This window comes from Corynebacterium sp. ZY180755 (assembly GCF_054331495.1).
This window is the reverse complement of record NZ_CM135811.1, coordinates 1-20,871: the sequence shown is the minus strand read 5'-3', so window position 1 is coordinate 20,871 and position 20,871 is coordinate 1. Positions and strand designations below refer to the sequence as shown.

Here is a 20,871-nt window from a genome sequence, read left to right as displayed (position 1 = left end):
TGCTACGAGCTGTTCTGTTTTCGACTGTCAAACGAAAACTTACCCAAAAGGAGCTCCTTTTCCATGTCCACCACCACTGACTGGGCCGCGGAAGTCCGCCGTCTTGCGCACGAGACCAACTCCGTTATCTTGGCCCACAATTATCAGCTTCCTGAGATTCAAGATGTTGCTGACCATGTAGGCGACTCGTTAGCTCTATCCCGCATTGCTGCTAACACAGACGCGGAGCGCATCGTGTTCTGTGGCGTTCATTTCATGGCAGAAACAGCCAAGATTCTCTCCCCCAACAAGACAGTTCTAATTCCCGATGCACAGGCTGGTTGCTCGTTGGCTGACTGCATCAACGCTGAACAGGCCCGCGCATGGAAAGAAGAGCACCCCGGCGCGGTGCTGGTCAGCTACGTTAACACTACAGCCGAGGTCAAAGCCCTAACGGACGTCTGCTGCACATCCTCCAACGCAGTTGATGTGGTCAATTCCATTGATCCAGGCACTGAGGTTTTATTCTGCCCTGACCAATTCTTGGGCGCGCACGTTCGCCGTGAAACGGGCCGCGAAAACATCCATGTATGGGCTGGAGAATGCCACGTGCACGCTGATATTTCCCCAACGCAATTGGTGGATACGGTGCGGGATAATCCCAACGCCGAACTGTTCGTCCACCCAGAATGTGGCTGCACTACCTCCGCACTGTGGATGGCCGAGTCTGGAGAACTACCTGCTCAGCGTACCCACATCCTATCCACTGGCGGCATGCTCGATGAGGCCCGCGCCACCACCGCACACCGCGTGCTGGTTGCCACGGAAGTAGGCATGCTGCACCAGCTCAGGATGGCAAATCCAACTACGGAGTTCGAGCCTGTGAACCCACAGGCCTCGTGCCCTTTCATGAAGATGATCACCCCAGAAAAACTGCTGCGTTGCTTAAGAGACGGCACCGACGAGGTAGACGTGGATCCCGAGGTTGCTCAACGCGCACGAGGAGCCTTGGAGGCCATGATCTCCATTGGTAACCCAGGAAGTGGCGAATAATGAACAGCTTTTACACTGACCTTGAGGCAGGCGGACTCGATCCCGCAGCAGTGACCAGCTTAATCCGCGCCACTCTGGCGGAGGACTTAGCTTACGGCCCAGATGTAACCACCATTGCCACCATCCCCGCACAGCAAACGGGCCACGCCAGCATCGTGGCCCGCGAAGCCGGAACGCTTGCCGGTGTGCCTATTGCTGCCCTCGTTCCGCTTATCCTGGCTGAAGAAACTGGAGTGCGTGTCACGGTAGATATTCACCTTAAGGATTCCTCGCGGGTTGAACGAGGTGATGACATCATTACTGTTGAGGGACCATTTAGAACCCTGCTCACCGCTGAACGGACGATGCTTAACCTCATCTCGCAGCTCTCAGGCGTTGCCACCCACACCGCCACATGGGTTGCCGCATTGGAGGGTTCGCACGCCAAAGTTCGTGACACTCGAAAGACCGTCCCCGGGCTGCGTGAGCTGCAGAAGTACGCCGTGCGTTGCGGCGGTGGTGTCAACCACCGCATGGGGCTTGGTGACGCCGCCCTGATCAAAGACAATCATGTAGCTGCCGCCGGATCCATTACCGCGGCTGTTAACGCCGTGCGTTCTTTCGACCCCTCTATTCCGCTTGAGGTGGAATGCGACACTGTGGACCAAGTTCGTGAGGCCATCGATGCGGGTACTAGCCTCATCCTGCTGGATAACATGTCGCCCGATACCATCCGTGACGCTTTGACCTACACCCAACCAGCGGGTGTCTCCACGGAAGCCTCTGGCGGCATCACACTTGAAAGCGCACAAGAATATGCTGCTACCGGTGTGGATTACATCGCTGTGGGTGCACTGACCCATTCATCAAAAGTGTTGGACTTGGGGTTTGACCTCCACTAAAACTCAGCACAACGTAACTCTAAGATTTCCAGCACGAGTGTGGTCATACATGGTCACGCACAGGCTTTGCGGCGGTAGCAGCATTTTAAAGCAGTACGCAGCTTGCGGATGAGCGATTTCTCCAATGGCAGTAAACGCCAAAGAGAAAAGCCAGGCACCAACAGTTCCTTGGTGCCTGGCCGTCTTTGGTTCTTTTAGTTTCTTAGAACTCGCCGTCGATGTCGGTGACTACAACCGCCTTCTGGTTGACGAACTCTAGGATGCCCCAGTCAATGAGCTCACGGCCGTAACCGGAGCGCTTGGTGCCTCCGAATGGGATATCTGCCTTCACGCCGGTTGGCTGGTTGATGTACACCATGCCGGTGTCAATGCGGCGTGCCATCTTACGGGCGCGCTCAATGTCCTTGGTGAAGATGGATCCACCCAAGCCGAAAGGAGTGTCGTTAGCAATGCGGATTGCGTCCTCATCGTCCTTAGCACGGTAAATGGAGGACACTGGGCCGAAGAACTCGGTGTGCGCGGTCTTGGAGCCTGCAGGGATGTCGGTGATGATTGTTGGCTGGAAGAATGCGCCCTGCTCAGGGAGATCGATACCAACCTCGGTTACGGTGCAACCTTCATCCTTTGCCACTGCAACCTGCTCGGCTAGTCCCTCAGCAGCCTCCTTAGAGGACAGCGGAGCCAATGTAGTGTTGGCATCCATTGGGTCGCCGGCAACGAACTGCTTTACGCGAGCCGTGTACTTCTCCAGGAATTCATCGTAAAGGCTATCCGCGATGATCATGCGCTTGGAGGAAACGCAGACCTGACCCGCGTTCCAGTGGCGGCCAAAGGCTGCCCACTCAACAACCTTGTCTAGGTCCGCATCCTCTAGAACGATGAACGCGTCAGCGCCACCCAGCTCCAGAGTGGACTTCTTCAAATTCTTCGCTGCAACGGATGCGACAGCGGAACCTGCTCCCTCAGAGCCGGTCAGGGCAACACCGCGAACTCGTGGGTCAGCAAGGATCTGCTCGCTAGCGTCGTGGGAAGCAAAAACATTAACCAGCAGGCCTTCCGGCGCGCCAGCCTCGCGGAACAGCTCAACCATCTTCAACGCAGACTGCGGAACGTTGCCCGCGTGCTTCAAAACGATGGTGTTGCCGGCAGTAAACTGAGGCGCACCGATGCGGATGACCTGGTAGAACGGGAAGTTCCACGGCTCAACTGCGTACAGAACACCCAGTGGCTCATTAACCAAAGCGATGTCCTGGTCGCCAAAGCCTTCCGCCTGCAAGTATCGAGGAGCCAAGTGCTCCTTGCCAAACTTCACGTAGTACTCGAGCATCTTCACACAGAGATCAACCTCAAGCTCGGCCTCAACGAGCAACTTGCCCATCTCCAAGGTGAGAATCTCTGCGTACTCGCGCTTATTGGCGGCAAGGATTTCAGCAGCCTTAGCTAAAACGGCAACGCGCTCCTCAACGGGTTTACGTGACCACTCTTGGAATGCCGCATCCGCAGTATCGATTGCCTTGGTAATGTCCGCCTCGGTGGCAGTATCAAAGGTCTTGAGAACTTCGCCGGTGTATGGATTGGTAGTTTGGTAGCCCACTAGTGGCCTCCTCTTTTTCGCTTTTACGATCGTGAGCGTTCAACACGCAGGGATGGGATCGCAATCCTTTTCACACTTGTTAAACGCTCTTCCAAGATCCTACAGATCTTTAGTAATTCGGGTTTTTAGGGCTGTGGTTATAACTTTTGTTTCTGCGTAAGGAGACCGGAAATTGCAAGCGCAGGCCATCAATTCGAGCACGAGACTTATGCAGCCTTAGAGCATGCATAAAAAGGGGAACGGGGACTTAGAGGTGTCGGAAATGAGTGAAGGCCGATTCCCCAATCATGAGCAAATCGGCCCTAATTACTTCACTCTTGACTGTGTGGTTGGTCCCGAAAGAGCTTCGTGTTACTTGCTTACGGAATCGATCGCATTCTTGGCTGTGAGCAGATCGGCACCGGTGCGCTCGCGGTATGCCTTGATGGCGGCAACGGCCTTACCATCCTTGACCAGTTGCTTTTCCTCATCACTGACACCCTGTGGGTTGATTGCTTCGATGCCCGCTTGTTCAAGTTGAGAAGTCAACTGCTTGATTGTCTCCGCCTGGCGCTTGAGTTCAGCTTGGAGTTTCTGAATTTCCTGCGCTTGATTCCACCACTTAGCCATGGTTGCTCCTTCCAATGCGGTTGCTGAACTTAGCTACAGCATTGTTTTTTGCTTGGGCTTAATAAATTACTTGCATCCGCTTATGTATGGATTAACTAGCAGCATAAGGGATAGAGCATCATCCCGCAGCCCCTGCGGGGTGAAGTGGTTTGCTTGCCAGCGTTGTAGGCGCGCCACGCAAGCACCGGCGTACTCGCAGAGGGGCGATCCACTCTGTGACGACCGCTACGGTTTCACGTGAAACCTTGACGCTTCACGACGTCGGGCCGGCTCCTTGGGATCCAAGGAGCCGGCCCGTCGCGGTCAGAGGTTGTTTAGTTAGCCCTGGGCAACAGCACCCCACGCGGCGTGGATGGCGCCGTGAATGTAGCCAACCTTGGCCGCGTCGCCAATGACTTCGCATTCGATGCCAGCGGCCTTGAGGGCGTCGGCGAGTGGTGCAGCAGCCATGGTGCCATCAGCATAAACAACCATGTCAGCCGGCGCCGAGTTGGAGTTACCTTCAGCGTCTTTCCAGAACACCTCATCCTTGGTGATCTTGGTAACTTCAACGTTGCGGTGAATGTCAACACCAGCATGCTTGGCGTGTCGAACCGCGGTCCAGCGGCGAGGCATTGCCAGTGGCAGACCAAGTTGCTGGGAAGCATGCAGCAGGGTGACGTTGCGCTTACGGTCGCCAAAGAACCCAGCAAGTTCGAGGCCAACCAGGGAACCACCAATGATCACAATGTCCTTGCCCACAGGCAAGACGATCTTGGTGCCCCAACGAATCAGGCCAGCATTCTTAGTGATGCCAGTAAGCTTGCCCAGCTTGCCGACGGTGCGTAGGAACCATCCAGCGTCCTCCTTGGTAGCGCTACCCAAGAGAGTGTTGCGCAAGGTGTCGCCGGTGTGAACGTGTGGCAGATCAGCGCCTGGAATTTCAGGCGCTGGGCGCTTTGCGCCTGTTGCCAAGATGACACGATCAACATTCATGGACTTAACGAGCTCAGGCGTAGCTTCGGTGTTCAGGCGAACATCGATGTTTAGTTCCTTGATCTTGGCCTTGAAGTACTTAATCAGGCGCTCGTTGTCCGGGGTAGTCATAGTGGAGAACCACAAGGTGCCACCAAGGCGGTCAGCCTTATCCACGACGGTAACGCGGTGACCGCGTTCGGTGAGCACGATAGCAGACTCCAAACCAGACGGGCCGGCACCGACAATCAGGACATGCTGACGCTTCGGTGCTGGGGTCAGCGGCAGGAGCTTTTCGTTGCCCAAAACTGGGTTGACGGCACAGAACGGAGTGTCATCAAAGAAGTTCTCGGTAACGCACAGGTAGCAGTTAATACATGGCTTCACCAGCTCCGGCGTACCAGCCTTCAGCTTGTTAGGCAGCTCTGGGTCAGCGAGAAGCTGTCGTCCCATGGCGGCGAAGTCAACACGGCCCTCAGCGATAGCCTCCTCCGCGATGTCTGGAAGCATACGGCCCACAGCAATAACTGGGACATTGACTTCCTTCTTCACTGCAGCCGCATTGTCCAAGTAGGCACCAACGGTGTTTGGCAGCGGACCATCGGTGAAGTTGTCGAATGGGTTACGGCCCCAGCCGGTGACGTGAATAGCGTCCGCACCAGCCTTTTCAAACAACTTCGACGCCTCAATGGACTCATGGAGTTCGAGGCCGCCTTCCTGCCCGTACTCTTCACCGGAGACACGGACAAGCACGGCAAGTCGATCGCCAACACGTTCCTTGACAGCTGAGATCACTTCACACGCGAGGCGTGCACGGTTCTCCAGCGAACCACCGTACTCATCGGTTCGATTGTTATCTCGGCGGTTGAGGAATACGCCAAGGATGTACCCGTGGGCAACGTGGATTTCGATGGCGTCAGCGCCCGCGCGAGCAACGCGATCAGCCGCGTCTGCCCACGTGGAGATAAGCCACTGAATATCGTCTTTGGTCATTTCCTTGTAGGAAATCTGCTTGCCGGCAGTGGCCTTGCCCATCTTGCCCAGTTCTTCAGGCGTGGAGTCAGCCAGAGCTGACATATCGTAGGCGTAGTCAGGTTGGTTTGGCGCGAGCACTGGGCGATCATTCGCCGTATCCACACGGGCAACTTTGCCATGGTGGGTTGACTGGATGCACAGCTTGGACCCAGCTGCATGGACGGCATCGGCCAATGCCTTCATACCTGGAATGAATTTGTCATCAGACAGGCCTGGCTCCTTCATGGAGGCCGCGCCGTATGGGAATGCAATCGCGCAAGCACCTGTGATGATTAGACCAGCACCACCCTTGGCACGAGCTACGTAGTGATCAATTTCCGACTGCTCGATTTCCCCATGCTCGGATACGTTCATATCCATTGCAGGGAGGACAATTCGGTTGGGGGTCTCCATCGGACCGATGCGGCCTGCAGCCAGCAAATGCTCGTATGACTTTGTGCTCATGAACTGAGATTAAGCCACCAACTATAGGGGTACAAATGCACCAATAGCATTGAATTTCTTGGCAGAAGCTGCGTCTAAAAACGCTCCTGACACTCCCCTATTTCGCGCGGGCAAACAGGTAGTATCAAACCCAATTAACCGTCGTAGTTGCAACGACCCCTAGAATCCAAGCAGGCCTTGGACACGAAAAAAAGACCCAGCCCTTGCGGACTGGGTCTTGACTGTGGAGCATAGGAGAATCGAACTCCTGACCTCCTGCTTGCAAAGCAGGTGCTCTACCAATTGAGCTAATGCCCCTTAAGACTCCTCTACTTTACAACACCAGTCACAGAAGTAAAAATCACGCAGTTCATGGCCTAGAACCGCCCTCTTAATCGCATGAAGGAACGCGAAAACTCATCACTTCCATTAGGAAGGGCAAGCCGCGCACTGCGGGTTAAACGACAAAAGGGGATGCGGACGAAATCCTAGACCCTTAGCCACCAAGCTAGGGTGGTCCTTTTGCCACGCCGGTGTATCTCACATCGATGTAACTTGCGTCGTGTCTGTGTCTATATGGAGCCGTCGGCATCCGTAAGGGTGTCGACGGAGCTTGAGGACGTAAACGTCTGTTTATCGGTTGCTGAGGAGGTCACGGATCGGCCTGACTAGATGCATCAAAAAGCTAGCGACCACCATTGGTGGTCGCTAGCTAAAGGTGTAGGCAAGTCTTCTGAAATTACCCTTGCTTTCCACTCATATTTTTCCTCAAGCGGTAAATGTCAGCGGCTAACCCTGAAGCGATAAGCATAGCGCTGGCTGCAAGATAATTTCGGCTAAAAAGCACGACGATTGCCGCAATTGCCATAATCACTGAAGCTATGATGTATAGCTTATTTGCATCCATTCATGACTCCCCTTTACCGTATTTTAGTTGAAACAGTATTCAGAAACCCCGGCCACGCCGATTAGTTCAGCACCTAAGTCACGAAGCGCTCCTTGGCCTGTTGAATGCTGGGCCCGTTGAATCCCTTTTGTGCTAGCTGAGAAACAGCAGCTTTTACACCACCTAAAGCTTTGATGGAGTTCTTAATTTTGATGATCTGACGGGCAGCAAAGTGGATCCAATTGCCCACAAAATGGCCCCTACACATGCTACTTCAGTATGATATAGGGCACAATCTCTTTGGAAGCTAGATTTTCTTGACCCCATTCGGCTGTGGCTTCGTCACCTTCAGCAAGTACTTCGTCTGGGATGGAGTCAATTGCAGTTAGCAGCTGTTCAACTTCATCACCGGGAATCCCGAGACTCGAAGTTGCCCCTAAGGTCTGGGGCACTGATGACATAGATGACTGGGCATTTGCGGGAGATTCAACTGCAGACAGAATTAACGCCATGCTGAGCGGAATAGACAGGAGCCCGAATTCTTGGATTAAACGACACACCGAAGATCCCACACATTTTGTCGTATAACCCTAATTGGCCTTTTAAGAAAGTGGCACCAAGGAAAACGAAGAAGACCCAGCCCTTGCGGACTGGGTCTTGACTGTGGAGCATAGGAGAATCGAACTCCTGACCTCCTGCTTGCAAAGCAGGTGCTCTACCAATTGAGCTAATGCCCCATTGTTCCTGTGGGCCTAGCAAGAATCGAACTTGCGACCTCATCGTTATCAGCGATGCGCTCTAACCGACTGAGCTATAGGCCCTGGGAACGAAATAGAACTTTACATAGAATGATGAAAGTTAGCAAATCGCCTGTTTAGAGCATGTTTTTCTAACACAATAAGAGCCCTTAAAACAACACTGTCTGGTGTTGTCTTAAGGGCTCATGATTTGCGCTAACTATTAGCTAATCAAGGTCCTCACGGAGACGAACCTTGATTCCGCCAAATAGATCCACAATCGAGTTGTAGATAATGGCAAACAGAGGGGCAAGAATCGAGACGATGATTGCCACAATGGCACCGAGGAGGCTGGCGACAGCGAGTACCAGACCAAAGTCGATCTGTTGATCGCCACCGATGCCGCCAATGATGTCATTCATTTTGGCCCAGACCCCAGCGGAGTCGAGTCCGAAGTACAACAACACTACGCACATAACCCATGCTGCAAGCCCGACCAACGAGAGCGACATAGCAGTGCGAAATGCAGACATTGGCGAGATTCGGGTGATTGCAACCTCACGAATAGCCATTAGCTCTCCTCACCATCGGTGTCTTCTACGCCAACGATGTCATCCAAGGTCTCCTGCTTGGCGGCAGCCTTGTCGGCTGGCCCCTGAGCTGCACCAGTTGCTACTGCTTCAGCTTCTTCCTCGCCTTCACCTTCAACGTTGCGGTCGATTGCGAGAAGTTCAACGCCATCTTCCAGGTTAACCAGGCGAACACCCATGGTTGCACGAGAGCTTGGGCGGATCTGGTTGAGTTCGGTGCGAATTACTCCGCCGGCGGAAGTAATAGCGAAGATTTGATCGTCTTCATCCACGGCGAGAGCAGCAATGAGCTTGCCGCGCTTTGGCGTGTACTTGAATGTCACAACGCCAAGACCGCCACGTCCCTGAGTGGAGTACTCATCCATGGAGGTGCGCTTGCCGTAGCCACCGGAGGTGGCTACCAGTAGGTAATCACCGTCACGGACAACACACATCGACAGCAGCTTGTCTTCGCCGCGGAAGCGCATGCCCTTCACGCCGGCGGTGGAGCGGCCCATTGGTCGAAGTTGGTCGTCGTCGGCGCTAAAGCGGATGGACTGGCCTTCCTCCGAGACGAGGAGGAGATCATCATCGTTGCTGCACAGTGCGGCACCAATGAGCTTATCGCCCTCATTGAGGTTGATTGCGATGAGGCCACCAGAGCGATTGGACTCGTAGTCAGACAGGCGAGACTTCTTCACGCGACCCTGCTGGGTTGCCAGCACGAGGTAAGGCGCATCCTCGTAGGACTGAATCTTGATAACCTGCGCGATACGCTCTTCCGGTTGGAACTCCAGGAGGTTAGCCACATGCTGGCCACGCGCGGTACGGCCCGCCTCTGGGAGTTCATATGCCTTCAGTCGATATACGCGACCGAAGTTCGTGAAGAACAGGATCCAATCGTGTGTGGAGGATACGAAGAAGTGACGGACAACATCGTCCTGCTTCAGCTCCGCTCCACGAACACCCTTGCCACCACGCTTCTGAGACTTGTATGCATCTACCTTGGTGCGCTTTGCGTATCCAGTGGAGGTGATAGTTACTACTACGTTCTCGCGAGCAATGAGGTCTTCTTCAGTGACATCGCCGGTTGCCGCAACGATCTTGGAACGTCGCTCGTCGCCGTACTTCTCGACGATCTCCATGAGCTCATTCTTTACAATCTCGCGCTGACGCTCAGGCTTGGCCAAGATGTCTTGCAGATCTGCAATGATCTCCTCAATCTCAGCCAACTCGTCGATGATCTTCTGACGCTCTAGGGCTGCCAGGCGACGGAGCTGCATCGCAAGAATTGCATCCGCCTGGACATCATCGATGTCCAGCAGATCCTTCAGGCCTTCACGCGCGATATCCACGGTCGCGGACGAACGAATCAGCGCAATGACCTCATCCAGCATATCGAGTGCCTTAACCAAGCCACGCAGGATATGGGCACGCTTCTCAGCCTCATCCAGGCGGAACTGGGTACGACGAACGATAACTTCAATCTGGTGTGCAACGTAATTCGCCAGCATCTGATCCAGGCGCAAGGTACGTGGCACGCCATCAACGATGGAAAGCATGTTGGCACCGAAGTTCGTCTGCAGCTGGGAGTGCTTGTACAAGTTGTTCAAAACAACACGCGGCACCGCATCTCGCTTCAGCGTGACAACAATGCGCATACCTACACGGTCAGAGGACTCATCCTCGATCTTGGAAATGCCCGCCAGCTTGCCGTCACGAACCTGCTCCGCAATATTGGAGATCAGGTTATCTGGGTTTACCTGGTAAGGCAGCTCAGTAATAACGATCGTTTGGCGAGAACCTTCTTCCTCAATGGAAGTGACGCCACGCATGCGGATGGAACCACGGCCCGTGGTGTAGGCATCCTTAATTCCCTGCGTGCCGACGATCAATCCGGCCGTTGGGAAGTCAGGTCCCTTAACACGCTCCATGCAAGCCTCAAGAGCAGAAGCCTCATCGGCTTCTGGATTATCGAGCAGCCAGTAGATAGCTTCTGCAAGCTCATTGAGGTTGTGAGGAGGAATGTTAGTAGCCATACCAACGGCGATACCGTTGGAGCCATTCATCAGTAGGTTTGGGACGCGGGATGGCAGAACATCCGGCTCTTGGGTCTTGCCATCGTAGTTTGGCGAGAAGTTGACCGTATTTTCACGGATATCACGAACCATCTCCATCGCCAGCGGCGTGAGACGACACTCGGTGTAACGCATAGCTGCTGGACCATCGTTGCCGCGCGATCCAAAGTTACCTTGGCCATCGACAAGCGGGTAGCGCATATTCCAGTCCTGGGCCAAGCGAACCAGAGTGTCATAAATAGCGGAATCGCCGTGAGGGTGGAACTGACCCATCGTGTCAGATACTGGACGCGCAGACTTTACGTAGCCACGGTCTGGGCGGTAGCCGGAATCGTACATCGCGTACAGGATTCGGCGGTGAACCGGCTTCAGCCCGTCACGCACCTCCGGGAGAGCACGACCAACGATGACGCTCATTGCGTAATCGATGTAGGAGGTCTGCATCTCCTCATTAAGGTCAATCGGGCGAATGCGGTCGTAGCCATCTCCGCTCAAGAGATCGTCACTCATGTGTCACCTTTAGTTACTCGTAAATATCGCGCCCATCTGCCTTCCGGCGGGAGCCTAAAGATTCTCACTTCAGGCCTATAGGCGCACCAACGCTTGCCATCCTACTCTGATAAAGCCCTATAAGACCCCTCAGCAAGTCTTTTACCCTTCCTTGGTATCAAATTGATACCAGTATTAGGATTTTTATCATGGCCATGACACTCAGACTCACAGCCGAGCAGGACCGCGCGTTGACGCTACTCGCCCAAGCCCAAGGATCTAGCAAACAAGAAGCGGCTATACGCGCCATTGTGTCTACTGCGGCCCGTACCCTTGCCGACAACCAAGTCCGCGAGATCGCCACCGAGGTTCTTGATGATTATTTAGTTATGCAGAGTCGGCTCGAACGTGGCAATAGCTAATGAAAACTAAACAACATCAGCTTCGGGGATTATCAGCCGAACAAGTCCTGCTCATTGCAGATGAGCTTTGCTTACGGTTTCCGGACAGAATTCGCAGTTTCTCAGCACTGTGTGCTGTAGCTGCCACTAGCACTGCGCGTCTACATGGCGTTCCCGTACACCAGGACCCCGAGAGTCAGGCGCAATCCGCCTATGACGCTGTCATCAGCCTTGAACCGCTTGTCAGCCGCAACGATATCCTTGCGGCCACCATTAAGCAGACCCTCCTCACACTGAACGCTGACTACCTCCGCTGATACACGTTCTTGCAAATTTTTTTGCAGGTTACCTACCCCAATAGTTAACAAAATTCTCTTTAGTAATCAGTCGACTCAATTACCCCATTAATGCCCCCAAACACTCATGCTTTACTTGAGGGTTTGACTTTACATTTCCGCTGGTCATTCGTAGTTTTTAAGCAATCTAGTTAGCTTGCACATAACCTATTGACTATTTTCGCAGGATCAGCGACACTCAAATGTAAGAAAACTTTTCAAAGTTTTTTGCGTTGCACTTTTCCGCTCAGGTAAAGTTGCCAATGTTGTTACTGCAGTGACTCCAGAGGTAACACTCTGTCCCTAATTTCGGTTTTACTGCGGTGGAAGAGTAGCAACATAGCGATCTTCGTCGTTGAATACATTTATCTTGGGTGTACTCAACAATGGGGATCGCTTTATCTTTTTTATGACATTTCTTCTTAGGTCAGCATTTCTTGGGTCAAGAGAAAAACTCTACTTTGATATTAAATATTCCGATTATCAGGTAGAGATTAAATCGTAACGTGACGCAAATTGCTTGATTCATCTCCTTCAGCTTCCGCTGCTCTATCAATTGCCTCTTACACTTCAACGCCGCCTTTCTATCTCCTATTTAGAGAAAGACGAAATCGGGAAAACGATAAACTTAGGTGAAGGCAAAAGGAATCTGTACAGAAAAGATAGAGAAAATGGCTAACCTTCAAGACTTACTTGGACAACCACGCCCAGCTGTTGTAGCTGATGTAGAGCAAATCATAAACACCACCATCTCATCTCAGAAAGGCTTGACGGGCATCGCACTCAAGGGTGCTGTAGCAACTGCCGAAAAAATTGACGCCCAGATTGTGACTAAGGGCATCAACACGATGCTTCCTGAGCTCATTGAGGCGCTGAGCCCACAGTGGGAAGCTTTCCAGACCTCCGGTGAGACGGATTTCGGTGCTTTCCTCAGCGGTCGCCAGGATGAAGTTGCAGACTCCATCCTTGTAGTAGCTGACCGTAACGCTGAAGCAATCAGTGTTCCAGCTCTAGCGAAGACATATAAGACTCTGCGTGGCAAGGCTGCAGGAATGATAAAGCCTCAGATTCCTGCCATCGGAAACATCATCCAGAAGCACATGACGGCGTAATTAGGCCAAAAAATACCCGCTACCTTAAGTAATGAGGTAGCGGGTATTTATTACGCATGTTAGACGTCCAGGAATCGAACGTCCTTCGCCTTGCGGGTAATGAAGGATCGTCGTGCAGCGACGTCATCGCCCATCAGAATCGAGAACAATTCATCAGCGCGCTGCGCGTCTTGAATATCAACGCGACGCAGAGTGCGGAAATCTGGATCCAAAGTTGTTTCCCATAGCTCGGATGCATTCATCTCGCCCAGACCCTTGTAGCGCTGGATACCGTCATCCTTATTGATCTTGCGGCCCTGAGCTAGACCTTCTTCAAGGAGCTTGTCACGTTCCGCGTCGGAGTAAGCAAATCCAGGTTCGCCCTTGCCCTGCCACTTAAGCTTGTACAAAGGTGGTTGAGCCAAGAAAACGTGGCCTTCTTCGATCAGCTGTGGCATGAAACGGAACAGCAGGGTCAGAAGCAAAGTTGCGATGTGCTGGCCATCGACATCGGCGTCGGCCATCAAAACTACCTTGTGGTAGCGCAGCTTGTTGATATCGAACTCGTCATGGATGCCTGTGCCCAAGGCGGTAATGATGGCTTGGACTTCAGCATTCTTCAGGACCTTATCCAAGCGTGCTTTCTCAACATTGAGGATCTTGCCTCGTAGCGGAAGGATTGCCTGGTACATCGAGTCGCGGCCAGCCTTTGCGGAACCACCTGCGGAGTCACCCTCCACGATGTAAAGCTCAGACTTTACTGGATCCTTGGAACGGCAATCAGCAAGCTTGCCCGGCAAACCGCCAAGGTCAGTCGCGGACTTACGGCGAACTAGGTCACGCGCCTTACGAGCTGCAACACGTGCGTGCGCAGAAGAAACAGCCTTACCTACAATCGCTTTAGCTTCAGCAGGGTTTGCATCGAACCATTCGGTGACATGTTCGTTCACCATGCGTTGAACGAAACCCTTAACCTCGGTGTTGCCGAGCTTGGTCTTCGTCTGACCTTCGAACTGAGGATCACCAACTCGAACCGAGATGACAGCTGCGAGGCCCTCGCGACAGTCGTCGCCAGTCAAACGGCCATCTTTCTCCTTGATCAGCTTGTGCTCTTTGGCATAGCTGTTCATCAAGGTAGTAAGAGCAGCGCGGAAGCCCTCCTCATGCGTGCCACCTTCGAAGGTATTGATGGTGTTAGCAAACGTGTGAACACTCTGGGCGTAACCGGAATTCCACTGAAGTGCTACCTCAACCTCGTGGTCATCACCCTTGGCATCGAAAGAGATGGTGGAAGGGTGAATTGGAGTCTTGGATTTGTTCAAGTGAGTGACGTAATCAACAAGACCATTTGGGTAGTAGAAGGTCTTCTTCTTTTCCGTCTTAGTCTTAGCCTTGCTGTCATCAGAGTCGACCATTTCATCGACAGCATCAAGAGAAGTAGTTTCCGTGGATGCTACCTCGGCAGCGTCGGCGGACTCTGCAAGCTCGTCTAGCTCGACCTCTTCGACCGTCGCACGCTTATCGGTAAGGGTGATAGTCAATCCCTTATTCAGGAATGCCATCTCCTGCAAACGTCGCGCAATAGTCTCAAACTTGAACTCAGTGGTTTCAAAGATCTCTGGATCTGGCCAGAAACGGATGGTAGTACCCGTACCTCGGGCATTCCCACCCTCGACGAGTTCATCAGGATTAGCGTTGGTGAAATTCTGGTACCAGTGCTTTCCATCACGCTTGATGTCTGCTTCAACTCGAGTGGACAGCGCGTTCACCACAGAAATACCCACACCGTGAAGGCCACCAGAAACGGCGTATGAATCAGAGTCAAACTTACCGCCGGCGTGCAGCTGAGTCATGACAACCTGGACGGTTGGTGCACCACTTGGGTGCATTTCTACTGGGATACCACGACCATCATCGATTACCTCGATGCCGCCGTCTTCCAAGATTGTGACCTCAACCTTGGACGCGTAACCTGCCATTGCTTCGTCGACAGAGTTGTCGACGACCTCCCACACGAGGTGGTGCAGGCCGCGCTCACCGGTAGAGCCGATGTACATACCTGGACGCTTACGAACTGCCTCGAGGCCTTCGAGGATCGTGATCGATGAGGCGCCGTATTCGTGTTCAGCGGTTGCCACGTGAACTAGCACTCCTTGCTTGAAATGGTCTAAGACTTTTCCATTCTACACTGCCTAGCCCCCTACTAACCCCTTAGACTCGAGGCTTTAGCGGGCCACAGGAGCGATATTTACACAATCTCGGAAAAACGACGCTTTTTTGGCCTATCCGTATGTGTCTCTAGGCCCACGTCCCTTGACGTGAAGGGGGCCATGACGCCAGCTTGGAGCCTTGGGGCCAAAGATACGTAGTTGCTCCACCACGTCAGGCCCGACTTTACTTGCGATCGTCTGGAGAATATCGCGTTGCATCATGCGTAGATTTGTAGCCCACGCAGTGGAATCACAGGTAATGAAAAGCTTCTTATCTTTAAGCATTTCAATCTTCGTGTGTGCAGCGATCTTCTCACCTACCAGAGCACTCCAATTGGCCATGATCCAGCCACCAGAAATGTCTTTTTTCCAGCCACGACGCGATATCTCAGCGCCCAGGACAGACCCCAGACCTTCTACTCGGTCCCGAGGAGGTAATCTCCGCCCATCAGGCCCAGTAGGTCGTCCAAGAGTGCATGGTCCCTTATTCTTTTTTGGAGCGCGAGATCGCGATAACTGCCGGCTTAGATCCGGTACTCGCCCGTTACGCTTCATCGCCTCCGTCCGCATTGCTGCAAAAGCTTGAGCTACCGGGTCTAATTCTGGCTGCGTATTCTTCTCGTTCTGAGGATTATCTTCGGCCACCTAAGCCTCCTCATCTAGGAGAGAAATCCGTCCTTCATCAGTATCTCTGACGGTAACGACATGCCGGACTACCACCGCATCTTCAAGATTTTCAGGGAGATCACCATCAACTGCGGCTGTGATAATGACCTGCTCAGCTTCCGCAGCAATACCCACGAGTTTTTCACGACGCTTTGCATCAAGCTCAGCAAAGACGTCATCGAGTATCAGGATCGGGTCGGTGCCATCGCTTTTGAGAAGGGTGTACTCTGCCAGACGCATCGCCAACGCCATTGACCAGGTCTCGCCGTGGCTTGCGAAACCTTTCGCAGGGTAATTACCCAGAATGACATCTAAATCATCACGGTGTGGACCAACCAGACTGACACCGCGATCTATCTCCTTCTGCCTTACATGGCCGAGCTCCATCAGCATGGATGCTTCAAGAACCTCAATCAGTTGTTTCTGCGTTGAATTATCATCCAGAGCAGAAAGTACGTCGAGGTTGACAGTTGATTTGTACTCAACCGATGCTGGCCGAGATTCCGGAGCGATGCGCGCATAAGAATCATGAATAACTGGGTTGATCTCAGCGACTAAGCCAAGACGAGCAGCGATGAGTTGAGCTCCATAATTAGCTAACTGCCCGTCCCAGACATCAAGCGTTGCAAGCGCTGACTCTGCTGATTCACCATGCCCGTAACCCTTACGCAGAGATGCTCCGGCTGTCTTCAACAGGGAGTTCCGTTGCCTCAAAACCTTGTCATAATCTGCCTTGACACCAGCCATTCGCGGGTAACGAGTAGCCAATAAGTTATCAATAAACTTTCTGCGTTGCTCTGGTTCGCCACGAACAAGTGCCAGGTCTTCTGGGGAAAACAGTACTGTACGCACTACACCTAAAAGCTCCCGAGGGGAATTTAACCGAGTGCGATTAATCTGAGCCTGATTGCTGCCTTGAGCTTTAATAAGCAGGTGAGCTGTCAGCTCTCTGTCATTGTTGACTGCAGTTACGGATACACGTGCAGATTTTTGGCCCTGTCTAATCAGCGGTGCATCCGTACTAACACGGTGGGACGAGAGGTGCGCGACGTAGCCTATGGCCTCGACAATGTTTGTCTTGCCGAAGCCATTGCGTCCAACGAACACTGTCACACCTGGTTCAAGGCTGACTGACAGTTCGGGCCATGAGCGAAAATCCCTCAGGTCCAGTTCGCGAATGAACAACTACATCCTTCCCACGAGTACTCGATCCAATAAATGTTTAACCCGGCAGGCGCACCGGCATCAGCAGGTAGGTGAAGTCGGTTTCTGGCGTTGGGAAGTTTCCATCTTCATCAGCTACCGGCATTTCCGCTGGTTCCGGAATCATGATTGCAGGGCGAGATGGCTCGTTGAAGCCGAAAACTACACGATCTGTACGAACGACATTGAGGCCATCACGCAGGTAGGTCGGATTGAATGCGATAACCAGTTCGCTAGCGCCACTGTAGGCACACGGAATTGATTCCTCAGCATGACCAGAGTCCGTACCACCAGCAGAAAGCTGCAGATTGCCCTCGGAGAAAGCCATGCGGATCTGAGCATTACGTTCAGCAACAAGGCTCACACGGCGAATCGCGTCTAACAAAGGAGCAATCTCTACGCTTGCCATTGCTTTATGCGTCTTTGGCAGAAGTGGAGCCACGTTAGGGAAATCAGCTTCCAACATGCGAGTGGTGGTCTGACGGTCATTCACGTGAATGCCAAACAGGCCTTCTGCGCCAATGTTTTCACCTGCACCAACAGCGATCTCTACTGGATCCTGGGAGTGAGTGTCCAGCGTACGAGCATTTTCTAAAAGATTCTTGGCCGGAATGAGAAGCTTTGCTTCAGCATCAGCTACCGATGGTGCCCAGTTGAACTTACGCAGTGCTAGGCGGAATCGGTCCGTTGCGGTCAGGGTGACTTCTTCTCCGTCAATCTCCATGTGGACGCCAGTAAGCATGGCGAGAGCATCATCCTTACCAGCTGCTACAGCAACTTGGGTGACTGCATCGACGAAGAGTGCAGGGTTGATGGAGCCAGTAGGTGCCGGCAGCGTTGGCAGGGTTGGGTAGTCATCGAGCGGAATTGTGGGGAGCTCGAATCGAGAAGTTCCGCACTTGAGCTGAACTTGGGAGCCCTCTACGAAAACCTCTACTGGCTTGTTTGGCAGAGTGGACGTGATGTCTGCGATCAGTTTGCCAGCTACCGCAATGCGGCCGGGCTGGGTTACCTCTGCGGAGACACGAACCTTGGTGGATACCTCGTAGTCGAATCCTGCGAACTCCAAGCCATCATCGTCTGCGGTGATCAGCATTGCTCGCAGAACTGGTTGGGTTGGCTTCGAAGAAAGGTTACGAGCCACCCAGCTCACTGCGCTTGCCAGGTCTTCTTTTGCTACCTGGAAAGACACTCCTACGGAATCCATGCTCAAATCCAGCTCCTTGGTTTGTGAAATTACATATCCTCGCACTTTGGGCTGGGGAGCCAAAGCACATAGCAATGGGTTACTTCTTGCCTTGAAGGTACCGAAGTCCGTCCATGAATTACATGAATTCATGTCAGGCGTGGAAAGTTCGGCAACTTCTTGAAATTACAAAACCTAACGTACCGCGAAGGAGCGACATTGGAAACTCACGACGAGTTCCAAAGGTTCATAAATCAGCGGCTTGGCTTGTCACCCAAGCCTTCGAATTCTTGTTATTCCCCAGCCCCCTATTTCTACTAACTATTTTCTTTAGTTAAAAGATGGTAACAACAATAAGTCCTGTGAGAACTGTGGAAAAGGCCCCATTTCTCACGGTAATGACATATTTTTGGGCTGTGCGTGCAGCTGTTGGATTCTTGTGGATAACTTTTAGGTTCTGTGGATAAATTTCAACCCTCCTGAATTACTCACAATTCTTCCCCAGGACAGCCTCAATTTGTGCACAGATTTCTTGTAATTACTCACAGCCTCGTTGAATGCTCACCATTTCACCCATGAGTGACAGAGATCACCAAATTACAAAGATGTAATTACACAGCTGTGAATAACTCTGTGGACTACTTTGAAGCTATCCCCAATCCCCAGCTTGTGGGCGTGTGGCTGAGAAGCCGCGGCAGCAAATAACAGGTTTTTCGGCTGTGTAGAAAACATGTCATTTATCCCCCTGAGTGCCGAGGCAACAAAAAGTGCCTCACCGTGAAACGGTGAGGCACTGGGACCTGTGAACGTCGTTAAGAACCAGACTGACCTTTGGTCTTCAGCTGATTCGTGATCTGCTGGATCTCATCGAACGTATCGTGCTTTTCCTTCATTTCCTTACGAATCTTGCGTTCGGCGTACATAACCGTGGTGTGGTCCTTACCGCCGAAGCTTTCGCCGATCTTTGGATAAGACAAGGTAGTCAGTTCACGGCACAGGTACATCGCAATTTGCCGTGCGTGAGCGATGTTTCGAGTCTTGCTCGTTCCCTTGAGGTCCTTAGCCTTAACCTGGAAATGATCAGCGGTGCAGTTCAGGATAGCCTCTGGTGTGAACTCCACATCTGTTGAATTAGAACCCAGCTTGCGCAAGGCTTCCTCCACTACATGTGGCTCCGGTTCAAGGTTATTGAGGGAAACGTGCGCAATTACAGAAATGAAGGCACCCTCAAGCTCGCGGATGGACGTATCAAAACGGCTGGCGATCATGGCCAAGATTTCCGGAGAAATCTCCACATGCTCCTCTTTGGCTTTCTTAGACAAGATAGCGATACGAGTTTCCAAGTCAGGCGGATAAATGTCCGCGATCAAGCCAGCTTGGAAACGAGTGCGTAGACGATCCTCCAACGTGGTGAGCTGTTTTGGCGGACGGTCTGAGCTCAAGACAATCTGCTTGCCACCCTGCTCCAGAGCATTGAAAGTGTGGAAGAACTCTTCCTGAGTACCTTCTTTACCCTGCAGAAACTGAATGTCATCCACCATCAAAATGTCCACATCGCGGTACCGGCGCTTGAAGGATTCTTGGCGGTCATCACGAACGGAATTGATGTAGTCATTAGTGAATTCCTCACTAGAGACGTACTTGATCTTCATCTGTGGATGCAGCTGATGGGCGTAATTACCGATCGCGTGCATGAGGTGTGTTTTGCCCAAGCCGGAGTCACCCCAAATGAACAAAGGATTATATGCTCGAGCCGGACGCTCTGCCACCGCAATAGCAGCGGAGGCTGGAAGTTTGTTGGAATCCGAAACCACGTAGTTGTCGAATGTATGCGACGGATTTAGGGTGCTGACCAGATCAGAATTTCCCTGACCACGTGTTGCAGGGTTGGACTGATTACGCTTGAAACCCACCTCAACATCAGCGTGGTGATGAGTGGTCTGCCATCCCTGATTATTGTCTACATGTGGCTGCTGAACTGTGGTTTCAGCATGCGCAAACTCGGCCGCAGTGCGCGGATGAATGTTCGGTTGCTGAGGTTGCGGAGCAGGAGCGGCATGCTGAGAGGGTTGATCGTGCTGAGTGTGCACTTCCTGGAAAGGCTGCTGGTATGCCTGCGAATATGGCTGGTTTGGTTGCTGCACATGCGGTGATTGAATGGGTTGTGCTGGTGGTGCGGGCTCTGGTTCCAGCTGGTTTGCTGCAGAGGCATCGACAGTAACCGCAAGAGTAATGGAACGGCCCATACGCTGGCCGAGAGCAGACTTGATAGCTTCACCCAGCTTGGTTTCGATAAATTCCTTCGATTTTGCGTGAGGAACAGCAAGAACCGCGACACCCTCCACGAGCGCGACAGGTTTTGCCAAATTCAGATATGCCCGCTCCTGGTGTGACAGTGAATCGAGATTGCTATCCGGTGCCTGCGTAAGTTTCACGAGCTCATCGACGACCTTTCGCCAGGTTTCGTGAAGCGGTGGTTGATATTCAGACAC

At 52.7% G+C, this 20,871-nt stretch carries 17 protein-coding genes and 3 tRNA genes; 4 read left to right on the top strand and 16 right to left on the bottom strand.

The window, feature by feature from the left end; translation table 11 throughout:
- Window positions 1–63: 63 nt before the first annotated feature.
- Together nadA and nadC are read left to right on the top strand one after the other, a co-directional pair.
- Window positions 64–1,032, top strand: coding sequence for a quinolinate synthase NadA (gene nadA / locus ACXM2N_RS00100; protein ID WP_458488866.1), 969 nt, complete (start codon window positions 64–66; stop codon window positions 1,030–1,032).
- Window positions 1,032–1,913, top strand: coding sequence for a carboxylating nicotinate-nucleotide diphosphorylase (nadC, locus tag ACXM2N_RS00095; protein ID WP_458488864.1), 882 nt, complete (start codon window positions 1,032–1,034; stop codon window positions 1,911–1,913). The genes nadA and nadC overlap by 1 nt, the downstream gene beginning before the upstream one ends.
- A gap of 202 nt (window positions 1,914–2,115) precedes the next feature.
- Here nadC and ACXM2N_RS00090 read toward each other — a convergent pair whose 3' ends face one another.
- The 10 genes from ACXM2N_RS00090 to gyrA all read right to left on the bottom strand — a co-directional run bounded on the left by ACXM2N_RS00090 (window position 2,116) and on the right by gyrA (window position 11,308).
- Window positions 2,116–3,507: an NAD-dependent succinate-semialdehyde dehydrogenase gene (locus tag ACXM2N_RS00090; RefSeq protein WP_458488862.1), complete on the bottom strand. Its 1,392-nt coding sequence runs from the start codon at window positions 3,505–3,507 to the stop codon at window positions 2,116–2,118.
- A 351-nt stretch (window positions 3,508–3,858) separates the two neighbouring features.
- Window positions 3,859–4,116 (bottom strand): hypothetical protein, encoded by a 258-nt coding sequence (locus ACXM2N_RS00085; protein WP_458488860.1) that lies wholly within the window; start codon window positions 4,114–4,116, stop codon window positions 3,859–3,861.
- Window positions 4,117–4,434: 318 nt separating this feature from the next.
- Entirely contained in the window at window positions 4,435–6,549 is a 2,115-nt protein-coding gene (locus ACXM2N_RS00080) for an oxidoreductase (protein WP_458488858.1), read from the bottom strand.
- Window positions 6,550–6,773: 224 nt separating this feature from the next.
- A tRNA-Ala gene (locus ACXM2N_RS00075) sits at window positions 6,774–6,846 on the bottom strand.
- A 421-nt stretch (window positions 6,847–7,267) separates the two neighbouring features.
- On the bottom strand, window positions 7,268–7,435 hold the full coding sequence (locus ACXM2N_RS00070) for a hypothetical protein (protein ID WP_458488856.1): 168 nt from the start codon (window positions 7,433–7,435) through the stop codon (window positions 7,268–7,270).
- Window positions 7,436–7,508: 73 nt separating this feature from the next.
- Window positions 7,509–7,664: a hypothetical protein gene (locus ACXM2N_RS00065; RefSeq protein WP_458488854.1), complete on the bottom strand. Its 156-nt coding sequence runs from the start codon at window positions 7,662–7,664 to the stop codon at window positions 7,509–7,511.
- A 414-nt stretch (window positions 7,665–8,078) separates the two neighbouring features.
- Window positions 8,079–8,151 (bottom strand) — tRNA-Ala (locus ACXM2N_RS00060).
- Between the two features lie 10 nt (window positions 8,152–8,161).
- Window positions 8,162–8,235: transfer RNA gene (locus ACXM2N_RS00055), tRNA-Ile, on the bottom strand.
- Between the two features lie 143 nt (window positions 8,236–8,378).
- The gene (locus ACXM2N_RS00050; protein ID WP_458488852.1) at window positions 8,379–8,723 is read right to left on the bottom strand and encodes a DUF3566 domain-containing protein; all 345 of its coding nucleotides are present in this window, start codon (window positions 8,721–8,723) and stop codon (window positions 8,379–8,381) included.
- The gene (gyrA, locus tag ACXM2N_RS00045; protein WP_458488850.1) at window positions 8,723–11,308 is read right to left on the bottom strand and encodes a DNA gyrase subunit A; all 2,586 of its coding nucleotides are present in this window, start codon (window positions 11,306–11,308) and stop codon (window positions 8,723–8,725) included. Before gyrA ends, ACXM2N_RS00050 begins: the two co-directional genes overlap by 1 nt.
- A gap of 188 nt (window positions 11,309–11,496) precedes the next feature.
- Between gyrA and ACXM2N_RS00040 the strand changes: the two genes are divergently transcribed.
- Window positions 11,497–11,709: a CopG family transcriptional regulator gene (locus ACXM2N_RS00040; protein ID WP_458488848.1), complete on the top strand. Its 213-nt coding sequence runs from the start codon at window positions 11,497–11,499 to the stop codon at window positions 11,707–11,709.
- A 140-nt stretch (window positions 11,710–11,849) separates the two neighbouring features.
- On the opposite strand, the gene ACXM2N_RS00035 is transcribed toward ACXM2N_RS00040, so the two are convergent.
- A complete protein-coding gene (locus ACXM2N_RS00035; RefSeq protein ID WP_458488846.1) occupies window positions 11,850–12,020 on the bottom strand; it encodes a hypothetical protein in 171 nt (56 codons plus the stop codon).
- 674 nt (window positions 12,021–12,694) lie between these two features.
- Between ACXM2N_RS00035 and ACXM2N_RS00030 the strand changes: the two genes are divergently transcribed.
- Window positions 12,695–13,135, top strand: coding sequence for a DUF6918 family protein (locus ACXM2N_RS00030; protein ID WP_458488844.1), 441 nt, complete (start codon window positions 12,695–12,697; stop codon window positions 13,133–13,135).
- Window positions 13,136–13,194: 59 nt separating this feature from the next.
- Here ACXM2N_RS00030 and gyrB read toward each other — a convergent pair whose 3' ends face one another.
- From gyrB to dnaA, 5 genes are all read right to left on the bottom strand, one after another.
- A complete protein-coding gene (gyrB, locus tag ACXM2N_RS00025) occupies window positions 13,195–15,252 on the bottom strand; it encodes a DNA topoisomerase (ATP-hydrolyzing) subunit B (protein ID WP_458488842.1) in 2,058 nt (685 codons plus the stop codon).
- A 144-nt stretch (window positions 15,253–15,396) separates the two neighbouring features.
- Window positions 15,397–15,894: a DciA family protein gene (locus tag ACXM2N_RS00020; RefSeq protein WP_458491160.1), complete on the bottom strand. Its 498-nt coding sequence runs from the start codon at window positions 15,892–15,894 to the stop codon at window positions 15,397–15,399.
- A 75-nt stretch (window positions 15,895–15,969) separates the two neighbouring features.
- Window positions 15,970–17,175: a DNA replication/repair protein RecF gene (gene recF / locus ACXM2N_RS00015; RefSeq protein WP_458488840.1), complete on the bottom strand. Its 1,206-nt coding sequence runs from the start codon at window positions 17,173–17,175 to the stop codon at window positions 15,970–15,972.
- Window positions 17,176–17,212: 37 nt separating this feature from the next.
- The gene (gene dnaN / locus ACXM2N_RS00010; RefSeq protein WP_458488838.1) at window positions 17,213–18,400 is read right to left on the bottom strand and encodes a DNA polymerase III subunit beta; all 1,188 of its coding nucleotides are present in this window, start codon (window positions 18,398–18,400) and stop codon (window positions 17,213–17,215) included.
- A 791-nt stretch (window positions 18,401–19,191) separates the two neighbouring features.
- Window positions 19,192–20,871, bottom strand: coding sequence for a chromosomal replication initiator protein DnaA (dnaA, locus tag ACXM2N_RS00005; protein ID WP_458488836.1), 1,680 nt, complete (start codon window positions 20,869–20,871; stop codon window positions 19,192–19,194).